General features: G+C 47.3%; 25 protein-coding genes, 1 pseudogene and 2 riboswitches. Of the genes and pseudogenes, 2 read left to right on the forward strand and 24 right to left on the reverse strand.

What is annotated here, in order from left to right; translation table 11 throughout:
• Positions 1 to 6 precede the first annotated feature (6 nt).
• From folD to ACXAD6_RS11385, 18 genes and pseudogenes are all read right to left on the reverse strand, one after another.
• Positions 7 to 858: a bifunctional methylenetetrahydrofolate dehydrogenase/methenyltetrahydrofolate cyclohydrolase FolD gene (gene folD / locus ACXAD6_RS11300; protein ID WP_474968958.1), complete on the reverse strand. Its 852-nt coding sequence runs from the start codon at positions 856 to 858 to the stop codon at positions 7 to 9.
• 22 nt (positions 859 to 880) lie between these two features.
• The gene (gene nusB / locus ACXAD6_RS11305; protein WP_027955439.1) at positions 881 to 1258 is read right to left on the reverse strand and encodes a transcription antitermination factor NusB; all 378 of its coding nucleotides are present in this window, start codon (positions 1256 to 1258) and stop codon (positions 881 to 883) included.
• Between the two features lie 137 nt (positions 1259 to 1395).
• Positions 1396 to 1803 (reverse strand): Asp23/Gls24 family envelope stress response protein, encoded by a 408-nt coding sequence (locus ACXAD6_RS11310; protein ID WP_474968959.1) that lies wholly within the window; start codon positions 1801 to 1803, stop codon positions 1396 to 1398.
• A gap of 15 nt (positions 1804 to 1818) precedes the next feature.
• On the reverse strand, positions 1819 to 3177 hold the full coding sequence (gene accC / locus ACXAD6_RS11315) for an acetyl-CoA carboxylase biotin carboxylase subunit (RefSeq protein ID WP_474968960.1): 1359 nt from the start codon (positions 3175 to 3177) through the stop codon (positions 1819 to 1821).
• A gap of 15 nt (positions 3178 to 3192) precedes the next feature.
• Complete coding sequence (gene accB, locus ACXAD6_RS11320; protein ID WP_474968961.1) at positions 3193 to 3693, reverse strand: acetyl-CoA carboxylase biotin carboxyl carrier protein; 501 nt, start codon at positions 3691 to 3693, stop codon at positions 3193 to 3195.
• Between the two features lie 437 nt (positions 3694 to 4130).
• A pseudogene (locus tag ACXAD6_RS11325) lies at positions 4131 to 4268 on the reverse strand (transposase); the annotation flags it as partial.
• A gap of 267 nt (positions 4269 to 4535) precedes the next feature.
• On the reverse strand, positions 4536 to 5087 hold the full coding sequence (locus ACXAD6_RS11330; RefSeq protein WP_474968962.1) for a SpoIIIAH-like family protein: 552 nt from the start codon (positions 5085 to 5087) through the stop codon (positions 4536 to 4538).
• A 12-nt stretch (positions 5088 to 5099) separates the two neighbouring features.
• The gene (gene spoIIIAG / locus ACXAD6_RS11335) at positions 5100 to 5720 is read right to left on the reverse strand and encodes a stage III sporulation protein AG (RefSeq protein WP_206935132.1); all 621 of its coding nucleotides are present in this window, start codon (positions 5718 to 5720) and stop codon (positions 5100 to 5102) included.
• Positions 5713 to 6318, reverse strand: a complete 606-nt coding sequence (gene spoIIIAF, locus ACXAD6_RS11340; protein ID WP_474968963.1) for a stage III sporulation protein AF — start codon at positions 6316 to 6318, stop codon at positions 5713 to 5715. Before spoIIIAF ends, spoIIIAG begins: the two co-directional genes overlap by 8 nt.
• Before the next feature lie 11 nt (positions 6319 to 6329).
• On the reverse strand, positions 6330 to 7502 hold the full coding sequence (gene spoIIIAE, locus ACXAD6_RS11345; RefSeq protein ID WP_474968964.1) for a stage III sporulation protein AE: 1173 nt from the start codon (positions 7500 to 7502) through the stop codon (positions 6330 to 6332).
• Positions 7503 to 7517: 15 nt separating this feature from the next.
• Entirely contained in the window at positions 7518 to 7910 is a 393-nt protein-coding gene (gene spoIIIAD / locus ACXAD6_RS11350) for a stage III sporulation protein AD (protein WP_474968965.1), read from the reverse strand.
• 4 nt (positions 7911 to 7914) lie between these two features.
• On the reverse strand, positions 7915 to 8121 hold the full coding sequence (gene spoIIIAC, locus ACXAD6_RS11355) for a stage III sporulation protein AC (protein WP_008637060.1): 207 nt from the start codon (positions 8119 to 8121) through the stop codon (positions 7915 to 7917).
• Positions 8122 to 8138: 17 nt separating this feature from the next.
• On the reverse strand, positions 8139 to 8648 hold the full coding sequence (spoIIIAB, locus tag ACXAD6_RS11360) for a stage III sporulation protein SpoIIIAB (RefSeq protein WP_474968966.1): 510 nt from the start codon (positions 8646 to 8648) through the stop codon (positions 8139 to 8141).
• Positions 8593 to 9570, reverse strand: a complete 978-nt coding sequence (spoIIIAA, locus tag ACXAD6_RS11365; protein WP_474968967.1) for a stage III sporulation protein AA — start codon at positions 9568 to 9570, stop codon at positions 8593 to 8595. Before spoIIIAA ends, spoIIIAB begins: the two co-directional genes overlap by 56 nt.
• A gap of 196 nt (positions 9571 to 9766) precedes the next feature.
• Positions 9767 to 10324, reverse strand: coding sequence for an elongation factor P (gene efp / locus ACXAD6_RS11370; RefSeq protein ID WP_160836097.1), 558 nt, complete (start codon positions 10322 to 10324; stop codon positions 9767 to 9769).
• Positions 10325 to 10345: 21 nt separating this feature from the next.
• Positions 10346 to 11410, reverse strand: a complete 1065-nt coding sequence (locus tag ACXAD6_RS11375; protein ID WP_474968968.1) for a M24 family metallopeptidase — start codon at positions 11408 to 11410, stop codon at positions 10346 to 10348.
• Between the two features lies 1 nt (position 11411).
• A complete protein-coding gene (gene aroQ / locus ACXAD6_RS11380; RefSeq protein ID WP_474968969.1) occupies positions 11412 to 11867 on the reverse strand; it encodes a type II 3-dehydroquinate dehydratase in 456 nt (151 codons plus the stop codon).
• A 45-nt stretch (positions 11868 to 11912) separates the two neighbouring features.
• Entirely contained in the window at positions 11913 to 12428 is a 516-nt protein-coding gene (locus ACXAD6_RS11385; protein WP_051254697.1) for a YqhR family membrane protein, read from the reverse strand.
• Positions 12429 to 12765: 337 nt separating this feature from the next.
• Between ACXAD6_RS11385 and ACXAD6_RS11390 the strand changes: the two genes are divergently transcribed.
• On the forward strand, positions 12766 to 13170 hold the full coding sequence (locus ACXAD6_RS11390) for an SA1362 family protein (RefSeq protein WP_474968970.1): 405 nt from the start codon (positions 12766 to 12768) through the stop codon (positions 13168 to 13170).
• An 11-nt stretch (positions 13171 to 13181) separates the two neighbouring features.
• Here ACXAD6_RS11390 and ACXAD6_RS11395 read toward each other — a convergent pair whose 3' ends face one another.
• The 3 genes from ACXAD6_RS11395 to ACXAD6_RS11405 form a co-directional block, all read right to left on the reverse strand.
• Entirely contained in the window at positions 13182 to 14072 is an 891-nt protein-coding gene (locus tag ACXAD6_RS11395; protein ID WP_474968971.1) for a patatin-like phospholipase family protein, read from the reverse strand.
• A 141-nt stretch (positions 14073 to 14213) separates the two neighbouring features.
• Complete coding sequence (mntR, locus tag ACXAD6_RS11400; protein ID WP_027955423.1) at positions 14214 to 14645, reverse strand: transcriptional regulator MntR; 432 nt, start codon at positions 14643 to 14645, stop codon at positions 14214 to 14216.
• A gap of 159 nt (positions 14646 to 14804) precedes the next feature.
• On the reverse strand, positions 14805 to 17375 hold the full coding sequence (locus tag ACXAD6_RS11405) for a vitamin B12-dependent ribonucleotide reductase (protein ID WP_474968972.1): 2571 nt from the start codon (positions 17373 to 17375) through the stop codon (positions 14805 to 14807).
• Positions 17376 to 17746: 371 nt separating this feature from the next.
• Here ACXAD6_RS11405 and ACXAD6_RS11410 point away from each other — a divergent pair, with 371 nt between their 5' ends.
• The gene (locus ACXAD6_RS11410) at positions 17747 to 18127 is read left to right on the forward strand and encodes a rhodanese-like domain-containing protein (protein WP_027955421.1); all 381 of its coding nucleotides are present in this window, start codon (positions 17747 to 17749) and stop codon (positions 18125 to 18127) included.
• Positions 18128 to 18183: 56 nt separating this feature from the next.
• Here ACXAD6_RS11410 and gcvPB read toward each other — a convergent pair whose 3' ends face one another.
• From gcvPB to gcvT, 3 genes are read right to left on the reverse strand one after another with little or no spacing between them, the layout of a single operon-like run.
• Complete coding sequence (gene gcvPB, locus ACXAD6_RS11415; RefSeq protein WP_474968973.1) at positions 18184 to 19644, reverse strand: aminomethyl-transferring glycine dehydrogenase subunit GcvPB; 1461 nt, start codon at positions 19642 to 19644, stop codon at positions 18184 to 18186.
• Positions 19637 to 20986 carry an aminomethyl-transferring glycine dehydrogenase subunit GcvPA gene (gcvPA, locus tag ACXAD6_RS11420; protein ID WP_474968974.1) on the reverse strand — a complete coding sequence of 450 codons (1350 nt, stop codon included), beginning with the start codon at positions 20984 to 20986 and terminating at the stop codon, positions 19637 to 19639. The genes gcvPB and gcvPA overlap by 8 nt, the downstream gene beginning before the upstream one ends.
• A 21-nt stretch (positions 20987 to 21007) precedes the next feature.
• Entirely contained in the window at positions 21008 to 22108 is a 1101-nt protein-coding gene (gene gcvT / locus ACXAD6_RS11425) for a glycine cleavage system aminomethyltransferase GcvT (RefSeq protein WP_474970416.1), read from the reverse strand.
• Between the two features lie 64 nt (positions 22109 to 22172).
• Positions 22173 to 22260: riboswitch (glycine riboswitch) on the reverse strand.
• A 3-nt stretch (positions 22261 to 22263) separates the two neighbouring features.
• A riboswitch (glycine riboswitch) is annotated at positions 22264 to 22351 on the reverse strand.
• Between the last annotated feature and the right edge of the window lie 142 nt (positions 22352 to 22493).

Consider the following 22493-nt stretch of genomic DNA (forward strand, 5'->3'; position numbering starts at 1 on the left):
GCCTCCTTACACGCGGTGAATCTGCTTCGCCGCCTTAATGGTATTGTGGAGCAGCATGGTAATGGTCATCGGCCCCACCCCTTTGGGAACAGGAGTGATATGGGAGGCCAATTCCTTAGCTGATTCAAAGTCAACATCGCCGGTCAGTTTACCATTTACACGGTTGACTCCGACATCAATGACGACAGCACCTTCCTTCACATGTTCCCCGGTTACGAGTCCCGGTCTGCCTGCCGCTACAATCAGAATATCTGCCTGTTTCGTATGAGACTTTAAATCCTTTGTCCGGGAGTGGCAGTGGGTGACCGTTGCATTTTTATTGAGAAGAAGCTGCCCTACAGGCTTACCGACGAGGTTGCTGCGCCCTACAATGACGGCATGCTTCCCTTCCACAACAATAGCTGCACGTTCAAGCATCACCATAATCCCATATGGTGTGCAGGGGAAAAAGGTATCCTGGCCTGTCAGCATTCTGCCAACGTTTTCAGGATGGAAACCATCCACATCCTTGCCAGGGTCGATCGCTTCAATTATTTTCTGATCAGAAATATGCTCCGGAACTGGAAGCTGTACCAGAATACCATGAACCGTATCATCCTGGTTCAACCGATGGATCAAATCAAGAAGCTCCTGCTCAGAGGTTTCCTCAGAAAGTTCAATAAGATCAGAATCCATACCTACTTTTTCAGAAGCCCGCTGCTTCCCTTTTACATAAGATTTTGAGGCAGGATCTTCTCCGATAATGACGACAACCAGTTTAGGGTGTACACCTTTTTCATGGAGCACCGCCACCTCCTGCTTCATCTCTTCCCGTAAATCTTCCGCTAACTGCTTTCCATAAATAACTTCCGCTGCCATCTCCGATTCCCCCAGTTCAAAGTTAGATCATCTTGGATAAAACGCCATTGACGAACTTCCCGGAATCTTCTTCGCCGAAGATTTTAGCAAGTTCTACTGCTTCGTTGATTGCTACTTGTGTCGGGACATCTTCGTTATGTTTCATTTCATACGCGGCCATTCGAAGAACGGTCTTCTCTACTTTAGGAAGACGTGGGAACGTCCAGTTGTCCAAATGGTCGGCAATCCACTGATCCAGGTCATCCCTGTAGTCCATGACTCCGTGGACAAGATCGTGCAGGAATGGATCCACCTCTGGATCTTCTACCACGTGCTGGATGGCCTCATCCGTATCAATATCCTCTGTAATCGTTTGAAAAAGCGCCTGAAATGCTTTTTCTCGTGCTGTGCGTCGTTTCATGTTCATTCTCCTTTAAGGTAATATCCGTTAGAATCATAACATTTTAGTTGGATAAAAGCCATGATAACAGGGATATACAGCCTGGTGTTTCCTTAGTGCAAAAAGAAAAATCAGAAAGGGTCTCCCCTTTCTGATTCCTATGAATAGGCTTCCGTTTCGTTTTCTTCTTCTTTTGCTCCCTCCATTTGGATACCAACGATGTGCACATTGATTTCACTAATTTCAAGAGCTGTCATATTTTTCAATGCCTGGCGGGTATTGTCCTGGATTTTCTGGGCGGTATCAGGAATACTGATGCCATAATCCATAACGACGTAGGCGTCAATCAAAATGCCGCTTTCTGTCAACTCCACTTTGACACCCTTGCCGTGATTTTTCTTGCCCAGTCGTTCTGCAACACCGGAGGCAAAGTTCCCCCGCATTGAAGCAACTCCTGCCACTTCGGATACGGCGATGCCCGCGATGACTTCAATTACTTCAGGAGCAATCTCAATATTGCCTAATGTCGATCCATCTGTCACATTCAACAATTGCTTATCAGTCATTAATGACCACTCCTTTTAAGCTTCATCTTTCATAATCGAATATTTCTCAAGGAACTTGGTATTAAAGTCGCCATTCACAAAGACTTCATGCTCCATCATACGCTGGTGGAACGGAATCGTTGTATGGACACCCTCTACGACAAATTCATCGAGCGCACGTCTCATACGACGGACGGCTTCATCTCTGTCACGGCCGTACGTAATGAGCTTGGCCACCATAGAATCGTAATAGGGAGGGATGGTATACCCCGGGTATGCTGCAGAATCCACACGCACACCGAGACCTCCCGGCGGCAGGTACATATCAATTTTCCCTGCCGAAGGCATGAAGTTTTTATAAGGATTCTCCGCATTGATCCGGCATTCAATGGACCAGCCTTCAAACTCAATGTCTTCTTGTTTAAAGGAAAGCTTTTCATCGTTGGCAATCAGCAGCATCTCTTTAATAAGATCTACACCTGTTACCATCTCGGTCACCGGATGCTCTACTTGAATACGCGTATTCATTTCCATAAAGTAGAAGGATTCCGCCTCTTTATCGAAAATGAATTCTACGGTACCGGCCCCTGAGTAATTAACAGCAAGAGCCGCTTTGACGGCAGCATCGCCCATCTTCTTCCTCATCTTTTCGGAAATTGCCGGAGATGGTGTTTCTTCGATAAGCTTCTGAAGACGGCGCTGGATCGTACAGTCCCGCTCTCCCAGGTGCACAGCGTTCCCGTGGTTATCGGCAAGTACCTGGATTTCCACGTGGCGGAAGTCCTCGATGAACTTCTCAATATAGACGCCCGGGTTGCCGAACGCCGTTTCCGCTTCCTGCTGGGTCATGCGGATTCCTGTTTTCAAATCATCTTCATTACGGGCAACACGGATTCCTTTTCCTCCACCGCCGGCTGTCGCTTTGATGATGACCGGATATCCGATGTCGTCCGCTACCTTCAAGCCTTCTTCCTCGCTGCTGATGATTCCAGCGGAACCGGGTACAACCGGAACTCCCGCTTCTCTCATCGTTTCTCTGGCCACATCTTTCGTCCCCATTTTTTGAATGGCATAGGCGGATGGGCCAATGAAGGTGATGTTGCATTCTTCACACATCTCGGCGAACTCTGCGTTTTCAGAAAGGAAACCGTATCCTGGATGGATCGCATCCGTCTGTGTCAGGATTGCCAGACTTAAAATATTGGTATAGCTCAAATAGCTGTCTTTACTTAATGTAGGTCCAACACAATAGGCTTCATCCGCCAGCTGGACGTGCAAGGCTTCTTTATCTGCTTCAGAATAAATGGCGACCGTCTCAATGTCCATTTCTTTGCAGGCACGGATGATCCGGACAGCAATTTCACCTCTGTTGGCTATTAAAACTTTTTTAATCAACGTCTCATCCCCCGCTTACTTAGACTTCACTCGGAACAACGGCTGTCCATATTCGACCAGTTCGCCGTCTTTAGCCAGAATTTCTACAACCTCACCAGAAACTTCCGCTTCAATTTCATTGAAAAGCTTCATAGCTTCCACGATACATACGACAGAGTCTTCTTTGACATCGTCGCCGACTTTCACGTAGGCATCCTGGTCCGGGGACGGAGACACATAGAAGGTTCCGACCATCGGAGACTTGACTTCAGCATCGTAATCGCTGGAGGCAGCTTCTGCTTGAGGTGCTTCCTCTGCAGCCGGCTCTTGATTTACTTCCTTGCTCTGCGCAGATTCCTGCGGCTGTGGTTTCGGCTGTGCCTGAACCGTCTGCTGCGGCTGTACAGCTTCTGTAACAACCTGTTCCTGTTGTTTTTTCATCGAAACTTTCGTCCCATTTGCTTCATAGCTGAATTCATCGATGGAAGATTGATCGATCAGCTTAATAATTTCTCTGATTTCCTGTACCTTTAACATAGCTGGCACCCCTTTTATGTATAGTTGCTTTATAACTGGTACTAATAACTCCTCTTAACATTCTATTATAAATTCCTGCTTTCCTGCAACTGAACCTCCTGAAAGAAGGTAGAAAGACAGACGTTATCCGTTAACAATTGGCAGTTCTATAGGTCTGTGGATTTCTTTCTCCACCACTATTTCCATACACACGGCTTTTTAACCATGCACAAAAAGAAGCTGCCGTTTTCAACGGCAGCTTCAGCTTGTAGAGAAACCCCGTGTTTTTCTGCAAGCTTTTTTTGTACAGTTCGTGCGGGCGAATACCACTCGCTTTCCACGGACGAACGCCCGAGCCTCCTCGTGAAAACCCACACTGCGGGGTCTCGGGTCGCCCTTTTCTCCGCAGGAGTCTCCTGGTATTCGCCCGCCCTTCAACGAAAAAGCCTCTCCTTCACCTATCTCACCCTGGATAGGTGAAGGGCAATCTTTTTCATGTTTTGGCAAGCCGCCGTCAGTAACGCTTGTTCGCGCACATTCTCTTTTCCGCGCAAGCGACAATAACGCAGACCATGCCGTTCTTTTGAATCTGCAAATCTGCATAGGGCACAATTTCTCTCCTCTATATTCTAACGTCGGCACGAGGAGCGTTCGGTGGTGACGCCTGCGGGAACAGCGCGAGCCGAAGATCCACTTGGTCCAATGGTTTTCTTGACCAATTTAGCTGAGGCCGTGCCCGCGGCAGGCATCCACCGATAAGCGGAACGCGTCCCCTCAACACGACGTGCGGAGAACTCTGACTGGTTAACACAGGCTTTTCTACAGCCAAAGAAGCTGCCGTTTTCAACGGCAGCTTCTTTTGTTCAGCCTGCAGGCTGGAATTGAACCTGTACCTGCTTATGTCCGAATTCATCGGAGACCATCTGGATAATCTGGTTCGTTTCTTCCTTGGATAACTCCTGGGCTTTTACGGTTACGTGGACGACGTCATCTTCGGCACGTACGAGGACATCATCATACTGGGCGCTTGCAAGGATGGTATTTTCGATGATGGATTCTTTTGATTGATTGGTTTTAATCGTTTCCATTTTTTCCAGTGCTTCATTTTTCTCGTCAGTCGTAAAATCACTGGACGCTACAATTTCGGAAAGCTGCTCCTGGACCTGATCCCGCTGGTTTTTCATATCGAGACGGATAGCTGAAAATAACTCATCAGTGGAAATTTGCGAAATCACTGTCCCGTCTCCTGCCGTTTCAACGTTTTCCCCTTCTGCTTCTTCACTGGTCATTTCAGCCCAGTCCTCTTCCTGAATAAAAGCCATCTCGCCGTTTTCCGGGGATGTCATGTAGTAAACACTCAACACAATCAAAAGACTCAACATTGTCAACAGCCACACCGTTTGTTTTTTTACCAAGGTAATCCCTCCTTATTGTTTAGGCAGAACTGATATTCTATGTGTCGGTACATCAAGCACCCGGGAAACAGCTTCAACCACCCATTCCTTCACCTGAATTTGATCGACTCCCTTGGCCGTTACGAAAACCCCGCTGACTTCAGGCTTGGATGTCTGGGTGAGCAGCGGAACTTCGCGGTCACCCTGTCGGACTAGAACCAGCTGCTGTTCTCTCGTATAATCTTCAATTTCTCTTTCTCCTCCATTCTTATCGGATTCTTTTGTGTTCTGTTTGCCTATGATCAAGTTTTTGTCATACTCCTTTTTGTGTGTGGATGATAGATTTATCATAATATCCACAGCACTGACACCCTGGATATTCTCAAGAAGCGGCTTGAGCTGTTTTTCATATTCCCCTTCCAGCTGTGTGATGGAATCGGTCTGTTCCGGAGATGGAGAAGTTTCCGATGCAGCCTGCTCCTGTGTACTCCCTGCCGCGGGAGGAGTACGCGGCTCTGCATCCGGCTGGAACCAGCTGCTGACAAGAATGATAAGAACCCCGATCATTCCAAGACCAATCAAATACTTGGTCTTGTTCACCTTCTTCCCTTCCTTATCGGACGATAGAGTGATCTTATTCCACCATTTATTCATCCTGATCCTCCCAGTGGATTTCTATTTGTTCAGGCTTCAAGTCCAGTTTCCCAGCCACCCAGTTCACCAGTTCTGCATCCTCTTCCGAAGAGACTGGCGGGGAGGGCTCATCCATAAAGGAGATATCGACATTCTCCACGTCCCCCATCTCCTGGCTCCGTGATAACGTCAGTGTCACCTTTTCAAGAGTTTCCACGCTGTATGGCTGTCCGGTAAAAGTCATCGCCGTATCCTGAAGCGTGACATCCTTCTCTTCTTCCAACGAAGGCTGCAGTTCAGCAGATAGAGCTTGGGTAACCTGTTCTAATCTATATGCATCTTGTCCCTGCAGTATTTCATTTTTCTTCGATTCAATAGTGTCATCCAAACCGTCGGTATCCCACTGCTCTTCCATTTTCTGATCAGCCGACTGCAACAGACGCTCAGGATCGATCTGCAGAAGCTGAAGCAGGGGGCCGAGGAAAACAAGAAGCAGTAAAATGGACATCACAAGTCTTGCATAGTTCTTCATGACCCCCGACGGCAGAAGCGCATCCGCAACCATTGCCAAAAGAAGGAATAATACGATTCTTGTAATCCACTCAATAAATAAGTCCATTACCCGCCCCCCTATCTGATCATCATTGTAATATTGCTTGCTGCGACCATAATGACTATGACAAGGAAAAACATCATGGAGACCATAAGCAGTGCGGCAAAGATATAGAAAATGTGCCGGCTAATTACATCCATCGCCTGGATGACCGGTCCATCGCCGAGGGGCTGCAGCAGGGCAGCGGCCAATTTATAGATAATCGCGATAGCAAGGACTTTGATTGACGGAAAAACAGCGATGCCGAGGAGAATGACCACTCCTGCAATCCCGAGGGTGTTTTTTAATACAAGAGAAGCCCCAAGTATGGTGTCGGTGGCATCTGTAAACAAACGTCCGACAACAGGAACAAAATTTCCGGTCACAAACCGGGCTGTTTTCATCGTGATGCCGTCCTGAACAGCCGTGACGGTTCCCTGCACGGAAATAACACCAAGAAAAACGGTAAGGAAAATCCCCATGACAGCCATTCCCGTCTTCCGTAACAGTTCTGCTAAATGGTCGACTTTGAAGTCTTCATTCAAACTCCCGACAATCAATAAAAGAGCTGATGATGTAAATAACGGGATAAGCAGATATTTAACCAGCAGACCACTGGACTGAACGAGAGCGATGATGATGGGATGGAAAAAAGAAATGGACATGAGATGACTGAAGGAAGCCATGATACCAAGAAGAAGAGGGATCAGACCGATCATGAAACTGCTCATCCGCTCCACCGCATCCAATGTATAGACAATCACCTGCCGGAAACTTTCCAATGCAAGAGTCAGCAGGACGAGATAGACAACCATGTACGCTGCTTTACTTACGACTGAATTTTGAAAGGCGGACTGCACAGACTGCAGGAGCGTGCTGAATAAGGTTAGAAATAAAAGAGAAGAGAGCAGCCGGCCGTTTAAAAGAAGTTCGTGAAAGAAAAATTCCACCATTCCGGAGTACCAGTCGGAAGACTCGAGCGCCCCTTCCTTTTGAATAAACTCCATAAAGTTGTCATGCTGGAAATTCGGCATATAATCTCCATACTGCTGCTGCAGATCCTCCCAGTTCGCTTCCATATCTTCTGTTGAAATGTATTCCGACATGGAAGGTCCTGTCGTTTCCGGAGCTTCAGGGGATGCCGCAGAAGCCGAAGGAAAAAGAAAAACCCCGATGATCCCTGCACACAGCCACTTCCATAGACGTTTCATCTGCTCCCCGCCTCCCTAACCTCCGGGTATGAATTGAAGAATGGTTTCAATGACAGCTGTAACAATTGGAATGGCAAGCATCAAAATGAATAATTTCCCAGCCAGTTCCACTTTCGATGCCAAAGCATTGAGGCCGGCATCCCGGATCAGCTGGGCACCGAATTCAGCGATATATGCAATACCGATGATTTTCAAAATCGTTTTGAAGTACATCGGTTCCACCTGGGCCTGATCAGCCATATAGGAAAGCAATGTAAATACATAAGTCAGTTGATCGAGGACGGTCAGGAAAATAACGATGACGGTGAAAAGGAGAAGCAGAAAAGCGACTGATGATTTCTGTTCCTGCAGCAGAATGATCAGCATAGTCGCAACAAGACCCAGCGAAACAACCTGGATAATATCCATAAAGCTATCCTTGGTAGAGAAAGACGGATTTGATCTGTTGGAACAAGTCAGCCAGACGGTGCAGGACGATAAACAGTACAATGATAAATCCCGTCAATGTGACAGCCTGGGCGATCTCTTCCTTTCCCATTTGTTTTAGAATACTGTGAATCATGGCGACGATAATTCCTACTCCCGCTATTTGAAAAAGGATTGTGGCATCTTGGAGCACAATGGTCCTTCCCCCTTCTATATAATTAAGATGATGACGAGAAGACCGCTTAAAACCCCCATCCCTCTGGCCATCTTCTGGTACTGATCGCCTACTTCCAATGCTTCCTGAAGCACTCTGTCTAAATGGTGGATGGTCAATTGGATCTGTTTCTGCTGCTGTTCCAGATCATGTTGTCCGAGGGTCCGGCCGAACTGAAGCAGAATTTCCATTTCTGTTTTGCCCATGGCATTCCAGGGCCAATGTTTTTTCAAAAGGGTTTCCCAGAGAACGGAAAAATCCCGGCAGCTGTACTGCTCCTTTTGAAGCTGCTCAAAAAATCCGGCTATCGGCATAGGCAGATGTCTCGATAAGGTTTCACATACCTCCCAGAGAGAAGACTGACCATAAACCATCTCCGCTTCAATCAGTTGAAGAGCATTTTTCCACTGTCTGATATGGCCGGGCCTTTTTTTGAACCGGGATGCAATTTCAAATCCGCCCAGTGTTGTAACGGTTAAAATGATGACGGCGCCGATCCACTCCATCCATCCGACCTCCTTCCCCTTCACCAAGAACTTGTCCAAGGTGGTTATACACCTTCCATGTAAGGACCGATCCTGCACGCAGACGTTCCAGTGTAATATAACGTTCGAATACCTGGTCGTGCATCAGTTGGGAAACCGACGGTCGCCGGCTTACGGACTCCACCCCGTTACCATGCAGACTGCATATGACCTTCACACCGGTATAAACCGCTTCCTGAACAGCACGGGCATCCCTTTCCCCGCCGATTTCATCGACGATTAAAACATCCGGGGACATGGAACGGATCATCATCATCATCCCGTCCGCTTTTGGACAGGCATCCATCACATCTGTACGGGTGCCGACGTCCAGCTGCGGAACTCCCCGTAAACTGGCTGCTATTTCCGACCGCTCGTCCACAATGGCGACTTTAGACGGTGAATAGGGACCGGCTGCTGCCCCAATAACACAGGCCAGTTCACGGAGCAGTGTCGTTTTTCCGGAATGAGGGGGGCCTATGATCAGAACACTTCTCCATCCCATGTCGTCATAAAGATAAGGAAGCAGAGAGGATACCTGCCCCCTCGTGGATCGAGCGACGCGGATGTTCATAAAAGAGATATGCTTCAACGTCTCTACTTTATCTTCCTGTGTGTTTGCTTTGCCCGCCATCCCTACGCGGTGGCCGCCTTCAATAGTAATAAAACCCTCTTTCAGTTCATCCTTGAATCGATAGAGAGAAAACTGGCTGATTTGATTCAAGACGTAGGAGAGATGATCCGCGGTCATCGAGAGAGACTCTAAAACGGAATAGCCTGAACTGCTGATCATCTCTATGGGACGTTCCACCCTTAAACGGATCTCCTGGACTCTCCTCCAATCCACCTGCTCTAGTAAAACCTTCTGAAATGAAGGCGGAAACAGACGTAAAATCTCTTTCATCCTTCTCCTACTCCTTTATTTGGTTTACTTCATATGTATGTCCCACGTTTATACTTATGACAGGTCAAATCATATAAAAGTAGAAGAAATCAGCACGTACTAGAGTTCTGCTAGAGCAGGCCTCTAGTGCAATTTGGGAGGGCGGACATAAAAAAAGCGTGCTCCCGGATGGGAACACGCTTGATGATCGATTTCATTACGCACGGGAGACATATTTGCCGTCTGTTGTGCTGATGAGCAGTACTTCTCCTTCATTAATGAAGAAAGGTACCTGAACCGTTAATCCTGTTTCAAGCGTCGCAGGCTTCGTACCTCCGCTCGCCGTATCACCTTTGATTCCCGGTTCTGTTTCTGTCACTTTCAATTCCACGTTTTTCGGAAGCTCGACACCAATGGTCTCACCTTGATACGACTGAATCTGAACTTCCATGTTTTCTTTCAAATAATTCAGCTGTTCCTGAATAGTCGCAGAAGGAATTTCCACCTGCTCATACGTTTCCATATCCATGAATGCATGCATGTCACCATTAGCGTAAAGGTACTGCATTTTACGGTTTTCGATATGAGCACGTTCTACTTTCTCTCCACCGCGGAACGTTTTTTCCTGGATGTTTCCATTACGAAGGTTACGAAGCTTTGAACGAACAAATGCGGCTCCCTTTCCCGGCTTTACGTGTTGGAAATCCATAACCTGCCAGATTCCACCATCTACTTCAATTGTTAAACCTGTACGAAAATCGTTTACTGAAATCATACGTTGTTCCTCCTTCTTTCCTTACAAAGTAATTAGCTCTTTCGTTGATTGGCTCAGACGCTCGTTGCCGGTTTTCGTTACGATCGTGTCGTCTTCAATACGGCAGCCGCCGACATCCGGTACATAAATCCCCGGTTCCACAGTAACGACCATGCCTTCTTCTAGGATCGTCTGTTCAGAACGGAAGGAAAGTCCCGGACCTTCATGAACATCAAGACCGATGCCGTGGCCTGTGGAGTGTCCAAAATAGTCCCCATATCCTTTTTCTTTAATATAGTCACGGGTGAGAGCATCCGCTTCCTTACCGGTAATACCTGCTTTAATACCTTTCATACCTCTTAACTGCGCCTGTAAAACCGTATCATAGATATCTTTCAGCTGATCACTGATTTCCCCAACAGCGACGGTTCTCGTAATATCAGAACAATACCCCTTATAGAGAGCACCGAAATCCATCGTGACAAGCTCACCGGACTGAATTTCCTTTTCCGAGGCTGTGCCGTGCGGAAGGGCAGACCGATAACCGGACGCTACAATAATATCAAAGCTGGAGGAAACCGCTCCCTGCTTCCTCATGAAAAACTCCAGTTCATTGGAGATATCGATTTCCTTCACACCTGGTTTTATGTAGCTTAGAATGTGGTCAAAAGCGTCATCAGCAATCTTAACAGCATCCTTTAATATACTAATCTCCTCATCGGTCTTAATCAAGCGTAATTTTTCAACGAGCCCAGAGGTTGGGACAAGTTCAGCATCCATCACCTGTTTGTACTGCTCGTAGGACGAATATGTAACGTGATCTTTTTCAAAGCCGACCCGTTTCAAACCAAGTTCCCTGGCTTTGGCAGCTGCCTCTTCGTGCAGGGGACGTTTATGCTCGATAATGTCGAACCCTTCCGTCTGATCGGCGGCCTGCTTGGTATATCGGAAGTCTGTAATCAGAAAAGCATCACGGCCTGTAATGAGCAGAGCTCCTGAAGAACCTGTAAAACCGGAAAGATACCGTCTGTTTTTCGAACTCGTGATCAATAGTCCATCCAGTTCTTTTGTCGCAGCTGCTGTACGCAGTCCTGTCAATTTCATCATATTAGTGATCTCCTCTCTCATTCAGCTTATGAACCAACCCTTCTACCGCCAGTCGATATCCATCGATTCCGAATCCTACGATCTGTCCTGCCGTGACAGGAGCAAGCATCGACGTATGCCGGAAAGCTTCTCTCGCGTGGATGTTGGAAATGTGGATTTCAATGACTGGTAAGGAAACGGAACTCACTGCATCCCGCAGAGCTACACTCGTATGAGTATAGGCAGCAGGGTTCATGACGATCCCGTCCGCAGATGCTTCAGCCTGGTGGATCCAGTCCACGAGATCCCCCTCATGATTGGATTGGTAAGCCTCCACCTCGAAGCCGGCTTTCTGCGCGGTCTCAGTAACGAGCCGGACCACATCCTCAAGTGTACCGGTGCCATATGTTCCGGGCTCGCGGACACCCAGACGGTTCAGGTTCGGCCCATTCAGTAAATAAATCTTCTTTTTCTCCATTCCATATCCCCACCGTTCCCCAAAGGATCATACAGTTAAATCTTATCATACTCCCTCCTTATTTGAATAAGAATCTGCCGTTTGATTAAATTCATGATACTCATAAGATATGGAATACCCTACAAACACACCGTATAAGATAAATAAACAGGCCGTTGTCACCCACGTATCACTGCTCAGTTCCATGAAACCAGGAATTGCTGGAAACACAGGGGTTAACACAAAATAGACCACACCCCACAGAAGCAGTCCAAAAATGGCGCCCGGCCAAATGCCTTTTCTTGATCTTAAAGTAAAGTAATAAACGAAAGCCGTTCCGATTGAGAGAAGCGCAACTATCAGCACCGAAAGAACTTCTGCGAGCCATGTTCCAGTCCAATCCGTCTGCCAGAAGGACCGGAATATAAAGGATGCTGCGGACACTTCCGTAAAATGAAAATAATAGGCGCCGGCACCCAGAGCACTCCATAAAAGCCCCCCGGCAAAACCTGTTGCTGCCGCTTTTGAGGCAACACTCTGCCGGGGCTCCTGCTTCCGTTGATCTTTTGTTTGTTCTGCCATCTCCATCACCTCTTTCCTCATTTTAACCAACCCGCATTTTTTCATGCCCGCTTTCATAATAGACCTAGTGATTCTTCTCCATTTGTTGTAAAATAAAGGTCCAGACATACTTACCATGTTTCTAGTTTAGAGGTGACAGTCTAAAGGAAAGAAAAGAATAACCCCGAATCTTTCACCTGAACTTTGAGTATAAATACTGCATAAATTCATCTACTACGGAAACAATTGAAAATAGCACATACCCGCCACAGGAAATGTTGAAAAGTGTACAATCCAGGGTATATATAACTAAAAGATGTCGTACAGGTGACCTAATACTAGAAGGGAGGACATTGACATGCGTAACTGGATGACACCAGTCATGTACATTTTAATCGGGCTTGCCATTTTCTTTGTAGGCGTTCAGCTGTTTACCAATACATCAGGTTTCTTAACAAACATAGTGGTTATGATCGGGATGGCGGCTATCCTCTATGGAGCCATCTACTTCTTCTTCCTCCGCGGACGCGGATTTGGCGGGGGTTCCGGCAACCGCACAGAAATGAAAAAATACAAACAGGCCGTTAAACAATCCAAACAGAAATACAAACAGCCTGCACCGGTCGTCAAGAAAAGTCCGGCTGCGAAAACAGCGGTTAAATCCGCTCCGTTCACACGCAAAAAAAGCCGAAGAACAAACGGGCCGCAGCTCCGGGTCATTGAGGGAAATAAAAACAAAGACAAAAATCGAGCCTCTTTTTAAAAGGCTCGATTTTATTTTGTCCATCTTTTTAAAAATTCCAATGCATGCTGGCGTCCGTAATTCATCAAATGTTCTTTTTCCTCATTCGTCATATGAAAATCAGTGGTTTCTATGCCGCTTACCGGTATGAAAAGAATATCCTTACTGATGGATTTTGAAATGTAGCGGGAGTCGTGAGCCCGCTGCATCGTTTTAAACAAGGCATGAAACATCTGGATGGCGTTTCTGATTTTCTGTTCAGGAAGCTTATCCGGCTCATCACTTAATTTTAAGCCGATTACCGGTCTCGTCCGGCATCCATCCTGCTTTTCCCATATCCACAATGGGAAATTACTAAGGACCCCTCCATCGACGATCACCGATTTCCCACGCTTTCCATGAATCTTCACAGGAATAAAGAAGTATGGAAGACTCGAGCTCATTCTTACAGCTTTTGCCACGGAAAATGTAGCGGGATCAATGCCATAAGTACTCTTCAAGTCATCGGGGAGGACGACGATTCTCCCTAAAGTAAGATCCGAACAGATGATCTTCAACGATCCGGGCCGGAGATCTGCGAACGTACGCACCCCTTTTTCCTCCAGCCACTGAGCCAGTACGGTTTCCATCTGCGCCCCGTTGTAAAGGCCGAGACGATAATAGAGGAACAGCCATTTCATAAAAGGGAAGACCCGGTCTGTCAGTGGAACATGGATCATCTCTCCAAAGGATATGGACATCAGACGGGATTTGATTTCCCCGGCTGTATACCCCGCTGCCGTTAATGCCGCCAGAATTGCTCCTGCAGAGGTACCGGCAACACGTCTGAACTCATAGCCCTGGCTCTGTAGTTCCTCGACGGCTCCTATAAAAGCGAGTGCCTTCACCCCGCCTCCGGAAAACACCCCATCTACTTTCACCACGCTTCACCCCGCTTTAATTCATTATAAACAGCGGGTCCACTAAATAGAACGCAGGTGGCAGAATTCCCCCTTCCTCATAACTTCCCGCCACGAGCCGGTTGGACATAAAAAAAAGACACGGACATCCGTGTCTCAGGCACTCTATTCGTTATTCTGGTCTTCGTTTTTCTTCTGCACTTCTCTCAAAGCTTCCACATACCCTTTATTCTCATCAAAGAACTGGACAAGGTCGCCGATACGGTCGATGGAATTCCAGCTCATATGGTGCTCAATACCTTCGACATCCTCATAGATGTTTTCCTTATCTACACCGATCAGTTCCAGGAACTGTTCCAGCAGCTCATGACGATACACCAGCCGCTTCCCGATTTTTTTCCCTTTCGGAGTCAAAATCAATCCCCTGTACTTTTCATAATTCAAATACTGGTCGCGATCGAGTTTCTGGACCATCTTCGTCACGGAAGACGGGTGAACATCCAGGTTCTCAGCAATATCCGAGACGCGGGCATAACCCTTTTCTTCAATGAGTATATAAATTTGCTCAATATAATCTTCCATGCTTGGTGTTGGCATGATGAACCTCCAATACCCTGTCTTTATGTAGATATAACGCTTGTGATCTGCTGATGACTACATAGAAAAATGATACACTAGTTTCTTATGTGATACAAGCAGCCGCTGTTTAACATAAAAAAACAGTCCTTCAGATTTGAAGGACTGTTTTTCTAGTTATTACAAACCGCACTTCAACTGAGCATTACAGTTGGTACATGTGTTACAGCCGCCGATGTCTTCCACGGTTCCTTGACGGCAGACCGGGCATGTGTCGCCGACTTCCGATCCAATCGTCACGTTCGTCTTATCCAGCTCATGAACGGTATCGACCAGGACAACACGTGGACGCTTGTCATCTTCAAACAGTTCCGTCTGCTCTCCATCAAAAGCGTTCTCCTCAGCTTTCAAAGTAAGCACCTGGCTGTCACGGCTCCCATCCACGTACACGGTACCACCTTTCGCACCGCCCCGGTACAGGCGCTGATAGACGCTTTCCACTTGTTCGACCGTATATCCTTTGGGTGCATTGACCGTCTTGGAAATACTGCTGTCGACCCAGCGCTGAATGACGCACTGTGTATCCGCATGAGCTTCCGGAGACATCGTCATCGCCGTCACAAACCATTCAGGAAGCTGCTCCGGATCCTGCTCTGGATGTGCATCCAGATACTCCTGAAGGATATCCGCCTTCACTTCAATAAACTTGCCTAAACGACCACTGCGGTAGTAGGAGAAGGAGAAGTATGGCTCAAGACCTGTACTTACTCCTACCATTGTTCCTGTACTTCCGGTTGGAGCTACAGTAAGCAGGTGGGAGTTACGGATTCCATAAGTCAGAACATCCTGCCGAATGTCTTCCGGCATCTGCTTCATATACCCTGTCTGAATGAAGTTCTCACGAAGTTGTTGTGTTTCTTCATCCGTGGCTCCGACAAGGAACGGGAAGCTGCCTTTCTCCTTCGCGAGTTCAATGGATGCGCGGTAGGCTGTGACAGCGATCGTTTCGAAAATTTCATCCACCAGTTTGTTGCCTTCTTCTGAACCATAGGTTGTTTCACAATAGATCAGGAGATCATGGAGACCCATGACACCAAGGCCTACACGACGCTCACCAAGGGCCTGTACTTTATTTTCCTCCAGGAAGTAAGGAGTAGCATCAATCACGTTATCCTGCATACGGACACCACGTGTAACAGTTTGTGTAAGTTTTTCAAAATCGACCGTTTTATTTTCCTTATCCGCTACAGACGCCAGGTTTACGGCCGCCAGGTTACAGACGGAATATGGCGCAAGTGGCTGTTCCCCGCATGGATTGGTCGCAACGACCTTCTGTCCATAAGCTGTCGCATTTGTCTTTTCGTTGGCATTATCAATAAAGAAGATTCCCGGTTCTGCTGAATACGTCGCGCAGACATTAATCAGATTCCACAGCTCTTTCGCTTTAATGGATTTGTAGGCCCGCACACCGAAGCCGCGTTTTTCCCACTCGCGTACATCGCCGCTCTCATGCCATTCTTCATTATAGGCGTTCATTTCCTCTCCCGTGTAATTCTCTACATCAGGGAAACGAAGCTGGTATTCGTCATCATTTTCCACAGCTTCCATGAACTCATTCGTGATACAGACGGAAATATTGGCTCCTGTCAGGAATTCTGAATTATGAACGGAATACGTCCCGCCGAGGGCCAGTTTTTCCTGTGCTTCCTGCACGCTTTGATCTGTAAAACCACCCTGACCCTGAATGTGCTTGTAATTGACGACACTTTGATAAAGGTCTTTTTCCACTTCGGTCAACGGCGTGAATTTCAGCTTGTCCTTCGCCAGTTGTTTAATGTTTTCATCTTCCGTATTTTCAATAAGAAAACGGAGGATACGCGGGTTCTGCATCTTGGAAATAATGAATTCAAGAATGTCTGGATGCCAGTCTGCCAGCATGATCATCTGGGCACCACGTCTGGATCCCCCCTGCTCCACCAGGTGGGTCAGCTTAGCAATATCATCCAGCCATGAAACGGAACCGGATGATTTCCCATTCACCCCGCGGGCGAGCGTGTTCCTCGGGCGCAGGGTCGATCCGTTCGTCCCGACACCACCGCCACGGGACATGATTTCCATGACTTGTTTACGGTGATCCGAAATGCCTTCCCGTGAATCCTGGATATAAGGCATCACGTAGCAGTTGAAGTAGGTCACATCCGTATTGGAACCTGCTCCGTACAGCACACGGCCGGCAGGTATGAAATTCAGGCTGGATAACTCCTCGTAAAATTCCTCAAAGCTCTGCGCCTGTCTTTCCGGATCTGTTTCCACCTCTGAGAGTCCTGTCGCATTTCGTAAAGCAATTTGTTCATAATAAACTTCCAGCGGTTTATCGATGGTATCAAGATTTCTTTTAATGACGCCGGTCTCTCTTTCTTCCTCACGGTCGAGAACGTTCACGAACTCGTCTTCCACTTTTACAAACGCTTCGTGGGTCTGCCAGTCAACGGACTGAATGAAACCGAATCCGCGAGCCGGAAACTTCGGATCGTCTTTTACTGTAAGTACGACAAAATCCCCTTCGGACAACGTCAGCTTTTCTGTATCTTTAAACGCATAACGGTCGAGCATGACAAGCCTGGATACCCCTTTGTGGGTAATGGACATGTTGTCCGTTACCGGGTGGACCTGTGGGAACTGTTTGATATCGGCATTCAGCCGGTCTATGTTGATTTTTGTATGCACATCTTTAGAAGTTGTCGTCTGCATGTTCGCATCTCTCCCTTATCTTGAAAAAGCCAATTCCATAATTGATATATGTAACATACCACATATACAGATTTTTAATCAATATATTGTGTTTGTTTATTATTCGATCACCATATATTGTGTTATTGAACGAATGTGTTGAATTTTGTCAATCAGAAAATCGTAAGATACAGTTAGAAAAAAGCAGGGAATAAGAGGAAAGCACCTCTCATGTCTTTTTTTTTCGATTTTTCCTGTCTTGCATCTGTTAAATCGATATAATCCCCTCCAAAACGGCATTTTTTTCAGGCAGGAAGAAAAATTTTTTTGAAATACCCGCCCTTCCCTTCTATAATAGATAAAAGAATAGAGAAAACAGGGGGGAAATGAAAATGGAATTATGGATCTTACTCGGAGCACTTGTTCTACTTATTGCTTTCGGTTTGTATAGATTCTTCAAAACAAGAAAAATCTTGAACACGATATCTGAAGAAGAATTCCGTCAAGGTTACCGCAAAGCTCAGCTGATTGACGTCCGTGAACCGAAGGAATTTGACGGGGGTCACATCCTCGGAGCGAGAAATATTCCGCTCTCACAGCTGAACAACAGACTCGTGGAAATCCGCAAGGACAAACCCGTCTACTTGTACTGCCAGAGCGGCGCACGGTCTGCACGTGCGGCAATGACCCTTCATAAGAAGGGGTACAACGACCTGAACATGCTTGAAGGTGGCTTCAAGAAATGGACCGGCAAAATTAAGACGAAGAAATAACGAAAAATATCACAACACAGGAAAACCGGCTCCCCACGAAGGGGGCCGGTTTTTCTCTACTCCATCGGGTGGCGGAGAACAGGCTTCCTTGCTGCCTGGGTTTCATCCATCCGGCTGACAATCGTCGTATGAGGAGCTTCCTGAACCGTCTCCGGCTCATCTTCTGCTTCCTTGGCTATTTGAAGCATACGATCGATAAAGTCATCAAGAGTTTCCTTGGATTCCGTTTCCGTCGGCTCAATCATCAACGCTTCCTCCACATTGATCGGGAAATAGATCGTCGGCGGATGATAGCCGAAGTCAAGCAGGCGTTTAGCCATATCCAGTGTTCGTACGCCGAGTTTTTTCTGACGGCGGCCCGACAGAATGAATTCATGTTTACAGTGCCTGTCAAAAGGAAGATCGAATGCTTCCTGCAGTCTGCGCATCATATAGTTGGCATTCAAAACGGCGTATTCACTTACTTTTTTCAATCCCTCCGGTCCCATTGTGCGGATGTACGTATAGGCCCGCACATTGATTCCGAAATTCCCATAATAGGGCTTCACCCGGCCGATGGAACGTGGACGATCATCATCGAATCTGTACCAGCCGTCTTTTTTCGTAAGGATCGGCTTGGGAAGAAACGGCTCAAGCTCTGCCGTTACACCTACAGGACCTGATCCCGGACCACCGCCACCGTGAGGGCCTGTGAAAGTCTTATGCAGGTTCAAGTGGACAACATCAAAGCCCATGTCTCCCGGCCTTGCATACCCTAATACAGCATTCAGATTGGCGCCGTCGTAATACAGTCTGCCACCCGCTTCATGAACGATGGCCGCCATTTCCTCAATATCCTCTTCAAACAGACCGAGCGTGTTCGGGTTTGTCAGCATCAGTGCAGCTGTCTGATCGTCTACGACACGCTTCAGGTCTTCAAGGTCCACTAATCCCCGCTCGTCTGATTTTACCGTCACGGCTTCGAACCCAGCTACCGTAGCAGAGGCAGGGTTCGTACCGTGGGCCGAATCAGGCACAATGACTTTTGTCCGCTGATGATCACCATTAGCCTCATGGAAGGCACGAATCATCATAAGTCCTGTCCATTCGCCATGAGCACCTGCCGCAGGCTGAAGCGTGACGGTATCCATACCTGTAATTTCCGCGAGCGTTTCCTGAAGATCATACATGAGGTGGAGCGCCCCCTGAACCGTTTCCTCCGGCTGGTACGGATGGATATGGCTGAAGCCGGCCAGTCTGGCTACATCTTCATTCATTTTCGGATTGTATTTCATCGTACACGATCCAAGAGGATAAAACCCGGAGTCCACCCCGTGGTTACGTTTGGACAGACCTGTGTAATGCCGCATAATCTGCAGCTCGCTGACTTCCGGCAGATGAGGTGCGTCCTGTCTCACATACTTATCTTCAAACATCTCATCAATATCGGTATCCGGCACATCCAGTTCAGGAAGACTGAACCCAGTGCGGCTCTCCTGACTCAATTCAAAAATCAATGGAAAGTCTTGGTTAGCCATTCAAATCCCCCATTTCCCCTGCGAAGGTGTCGATTTCTTCTTTTGTACGGATTTCTGTAACCGCAATCAGCATACAGCCTGCCAGACGTTCATCTGTACGTCCAAGGTCATACCCACCAATAAATCCTTTCTCCAGAAGCTGCTGATTGATCTCTTTCACAGGCTTCTTCATGCGGATGACCAGTTCATTGAAAAAGGCTCCCTTATACAAAACTTCGATGCCCCGGGATTGAAGCTGTTGTTTCATGTATAACGTCTTCTTAATGTTCATCGCCGCCATCTTTTTCAATCCCTGCTTCCCTATGGACGACAAAGCGACCGAAGCAGCCAGTGCATTCAATGCCTGGTTGGAACATATGTTGGAAGTCGCCTTATCCCGGCGGATATGCTGTTCACGCGCTTGAAGGGTAAGGACGAAACCTCTGCGTCCACCCTCATCCACCGTCTGGCCCACTAGACGGCCGGGCACTTTTCTCATCAGTTTTTTCGTTGTTGCAAAATAACCGCAGTGCGGACCGCCATACTGGGCAGGGATTCCGAACACTTGAGCATCGCCGACGACAATATCAGAGCCAAACGCACCAGGCGGAGTTAAATACCCGAGCGCAAGCGGATTGCTTGAAGTAATCATCATCGCCTTTTTCTGCTTGTCTACGAGGTGGCGGATGGAATCAAGCGGCTCCACCTGACCGAAGAAATTAGGATATTGAACGACCACTCCAGCTGTATCTTCATCGAGGTGATGTTCCAGCTGTTCAAGGTCTGTCAAACCTTCCTTGTGGTCGATTTCGATGATTTCAACCCCCGGTCCCTTGGCGTAGGAATGAATCACAGCGAGAGATTCTGGATGGACTGCTTTGGATACAAGCACTTTTTTCTTTTTCGTCTGTCCAGCAGCAAGGTTAACGGCTTCGGCCAATGCTGTCCCGCCATCATACATAGAAGAGTTGGCGACATCCATGCCTGTCAATTCACAAATCATCGTTTGAAATTCAAAGATCGCCTGCAGCTCCCCCTGGGATATTTCCGGCTGATAAGGGGTGTAAGCCGTATAAAATTCAGACCTTGATATGACGTGGTCAACAATGGAAGGAATGTAATGATCATAAACCCCTGCTCCAAGAAATGACGTATGGGATTTGAGGTTGACGTTCCGATCGGCTGTATCCGCCAGTTCTTTCATCAACTGGTATTCATTTTTCGGCGGCTTAATATTTAAATCACCTTGAAACCTTACGCGTTCAGGAATATCAGCGAACAATTCTTCAGATGACTGGACACCGATGGTCTCAAGCATTTCTTTTTTATCTTTTTCCGTCATAGGCAAATATCGAAATTCCATTGTTCCATCCCCCTCAGGTATTTATCTTTTGTAGAAAGGTGTCGGGACGACCCTGGCCTTCAGGCGTCTCTTCCGAACCTGAACCGTTACTTCTGTCCCTTCCTCTGTATACGCACGGTTAAGTAGAGCGAGTCCGACATTTTTACCCAATGTCGGCGACTGGGTCCCTGTTGTTACAAAACCAATCTTCTCATCGCTGTCATAGACCTCATAATGAGTACGCGGAATACCTTTATCGAGCATTTCAATACCGACCAGCTTCCGCTCGGGCCCCTCTTTTTTCTGTTTAACGAGAGTTTCCTTCCCAATGAAATCCTCTTCCTTTTTTATTTTGACGGCAAAATTCAGACCGGCTTCAATCGGCGTAATATCACTGCTCAACTCCTGTCCGTAAAGAGCGAGGTTCGCTTCAAACCTGAGCGTATCTCTTGCACCGAGACCGATCGGACGCAGCCCTTCCGGCTCACCTGCTTTTAATAGAACCTGCCAGAGATCCGGCCCTGAAGCTGAAGGAAGGTAGATTTCAAATCCATCTTCCCCTGTGTAACCTGTGCGGGAAACAATGGCGCTGTCCTGCACTCCATCAAGGGAAACGCCCTGTTCAAATCGGAAAAACTTAATGGCGGACACATCGGTATCCGTGAGCTTTTGAAGAATCTTTTCTGCTTTTGGCCCTTGAACAGCCAGTTGAACATACGTATCAGAAACATCCCTCACAGACACATCGCCCTCGGCGTGACGTTGAAGCCATTCCAAATCCTTTTCCCTGTTCGCCGCATTGACGACTAACAGATACGTGTTTTCAGAAAGGTGGTAAACGATCAAATCATCAACCGTCCCTCCATTTTCATAGCACATAATCGTGTACTGTGCTTTTCCAGGGACGAGCTTTGAAGCATCGTTCGTCAGCATTTTCTGTAGAAAAGCCAGGCTGTCGGATCCTTCGATCATGATTTCCCCCATGTGAGACACATCAAAAAGACCAGCCGCATTTCTTGTCGCTGCATGCTCCTCTTTAATGCCGGAAAAATGCACCGGCAGATCCCAGCCTCCAAAATCAATGGTTTTCGCTCCAAGCTTTTCATACTCGGGATATAAAGGTGTTCGTTTCAATTCTGTCAATTCAACCACTCCTTTACGTCGTTCCGCCCATAAAAAAAGAGACTCCTCCGCTATGAGCGGGAGTCTCTGTCCGTGAACCAGAAAGTTTCACACCTGTGGAGGGTGTTTGCTTCTTGGGTGGTCCGCCCGTAGAAGGCAGACGCTCTCCAGAGCTGCGTCCTGCAGAGGTCTTTTTGCCTGAGAGATTCACAATTCTGCTTGCTCCTTCGGCGCCCTTACAAGGGTCTCTCCCTCTGCAGTCATTCGCGTTTGTATTTTCCTAGATTTTACCGGGCATACTATCGTGTAATGTATGGATGACACTTCATTTCCCGTTCATTATATCATGCGTGTCCGGCAAAGAACACGAAAATTCTACAACAATTCACAATCTTAAAATATCGGA

The organism is Halobacillus sp. ABH2_015 (assembly GCF_056158945.1).

Coding starts and splice junctions, on each gene's coding strand:
- folD (WP_474968958.1), bottom strand. CDS start 858: ATGGCAGCGGAAGTTATTTATGGAAAGCAGTTAGCGGAAGATTTACGG.
- nusB (WP_027955439.1), bottom strand. CDS start 1,258: ATGAAACGACGCACAGCACGAGAAAAAGCATTTCAGGCGCTTTTTCAA.
- ACXAD6_RS11310 (WP_474968959.1), bottom strand. CDS start 1,803: ATGACTGATAAGCAATTGTTGAATGTGACAGATGGATCGACATTAGGC.
- accB (WP_474968961.1), bottom strand. CDS start 3,693: ATGTTAAAGGTACAGGAAATCAGAGAAATTATTAAGCTGATCGATCAA.
- spoIIIAG (WP_206935132.1), bottom strand. CDS start 5,720: ATGAATAAATGGTGGAATAAGATCACTCTATCGTCCGATAAGGAAGGG.
- spoIIIAF (WP_474968963.1), bottom strand. CDS start 6,318: ATGGACTTATTTATTGAGTGGATTACAAGAATCGTATTATTCCTTCTT.
- spoIIIAE (WP_474968964.1), bottom strand. CDS start 7,502: ATGAAACGTCTATGGAAGTGGCTGTGTGCAGGGATCATCGGGGTTTTT.
- spoIIIAD (WP_474968965.1), bottom strand. CDS start 7,910: ATGGATATTATCCAGGTTGTTTCGCTGGGTCTTGTTGCGACTATGCTG.
- spoIIIAB (WP_474968966.1), bottom strand. CDS start 8,648: ATGGAGTGGATCGGCGCCGTCATCATTTTAACCGTTACAACACTGGGC.
- spoIIIAA (WP_474968967.1), bottom strand. CDS start 9,570: ATGAAAGAGATTTTACGTCTGTTTCCGCCTTCATTTCAGAAGGTTTTA.
- efp (WP_160836097.1), bottom strand. CDS start 10,324: ATGATTTCAGTAAACGATTTTCGTACAGGTTTAACAATTGAAGTAGAT.
- ACXAD6_RS11375 (WP_474968968.1), bottom strand. CDS start 11,410: ATGATGAAATTGACAGGACTGCGTACAGCAGCTGCGACAAAAGAACTG.
- aroQ (WP_474968969.1), bottom strand. CDS start 11,867: ATGGAGAAAAAGAAGATTTATTTACTGAATGGGCCGAACCTGAACCGT.
- ACXAD6_RS11385 (WP_051254697.1), bottom strand. CDS start 12,428: ATGGCAGAACAAACAAAAGATCAACGGAAGCAGGAGCCCCGGCAGAGT.
- ACXAD6_RS11390 (WP_474968970.1), top strand. CDS start 12,766: ATGCGTAACTGGATGACACCAGTCATGTACATTTTAATCGGGCTTGCC.
- mntR (WP_027955423.1), bottom strand. CDS start 14,645: ATGCCAACACCAAGCATGGAAGATTATATTGAGCAAATTTATATACTC.
- ACXAD6_RS11405 (WP_474968972.1), bottom strand. CDS start 17,375: ATGCAGACGACAACTTCTAAAGATGTGCATACAAAAATCAACATAGAC.
- ACXAD6_RS11410 (WP_027955421.1), top strand. CDS start 17,747: ATGGAATTATGGATCTTACTCGGAGCACTTGTTCTACTTATTGCTTTC.
- gcvPB (WP_474968973.1), bottom strand. CDS start 19,644: ATGGCTAACCAAGACTTTCCATTGATTTTTGAATTGAGTCAGGAGAGC.
- gcvPA (WP_474968974.1), bottom strand. CDS start 20,986: ATGGAATTTCGATATTTGCCTATGACGGAAAAAGATAAAAAAGAAATG.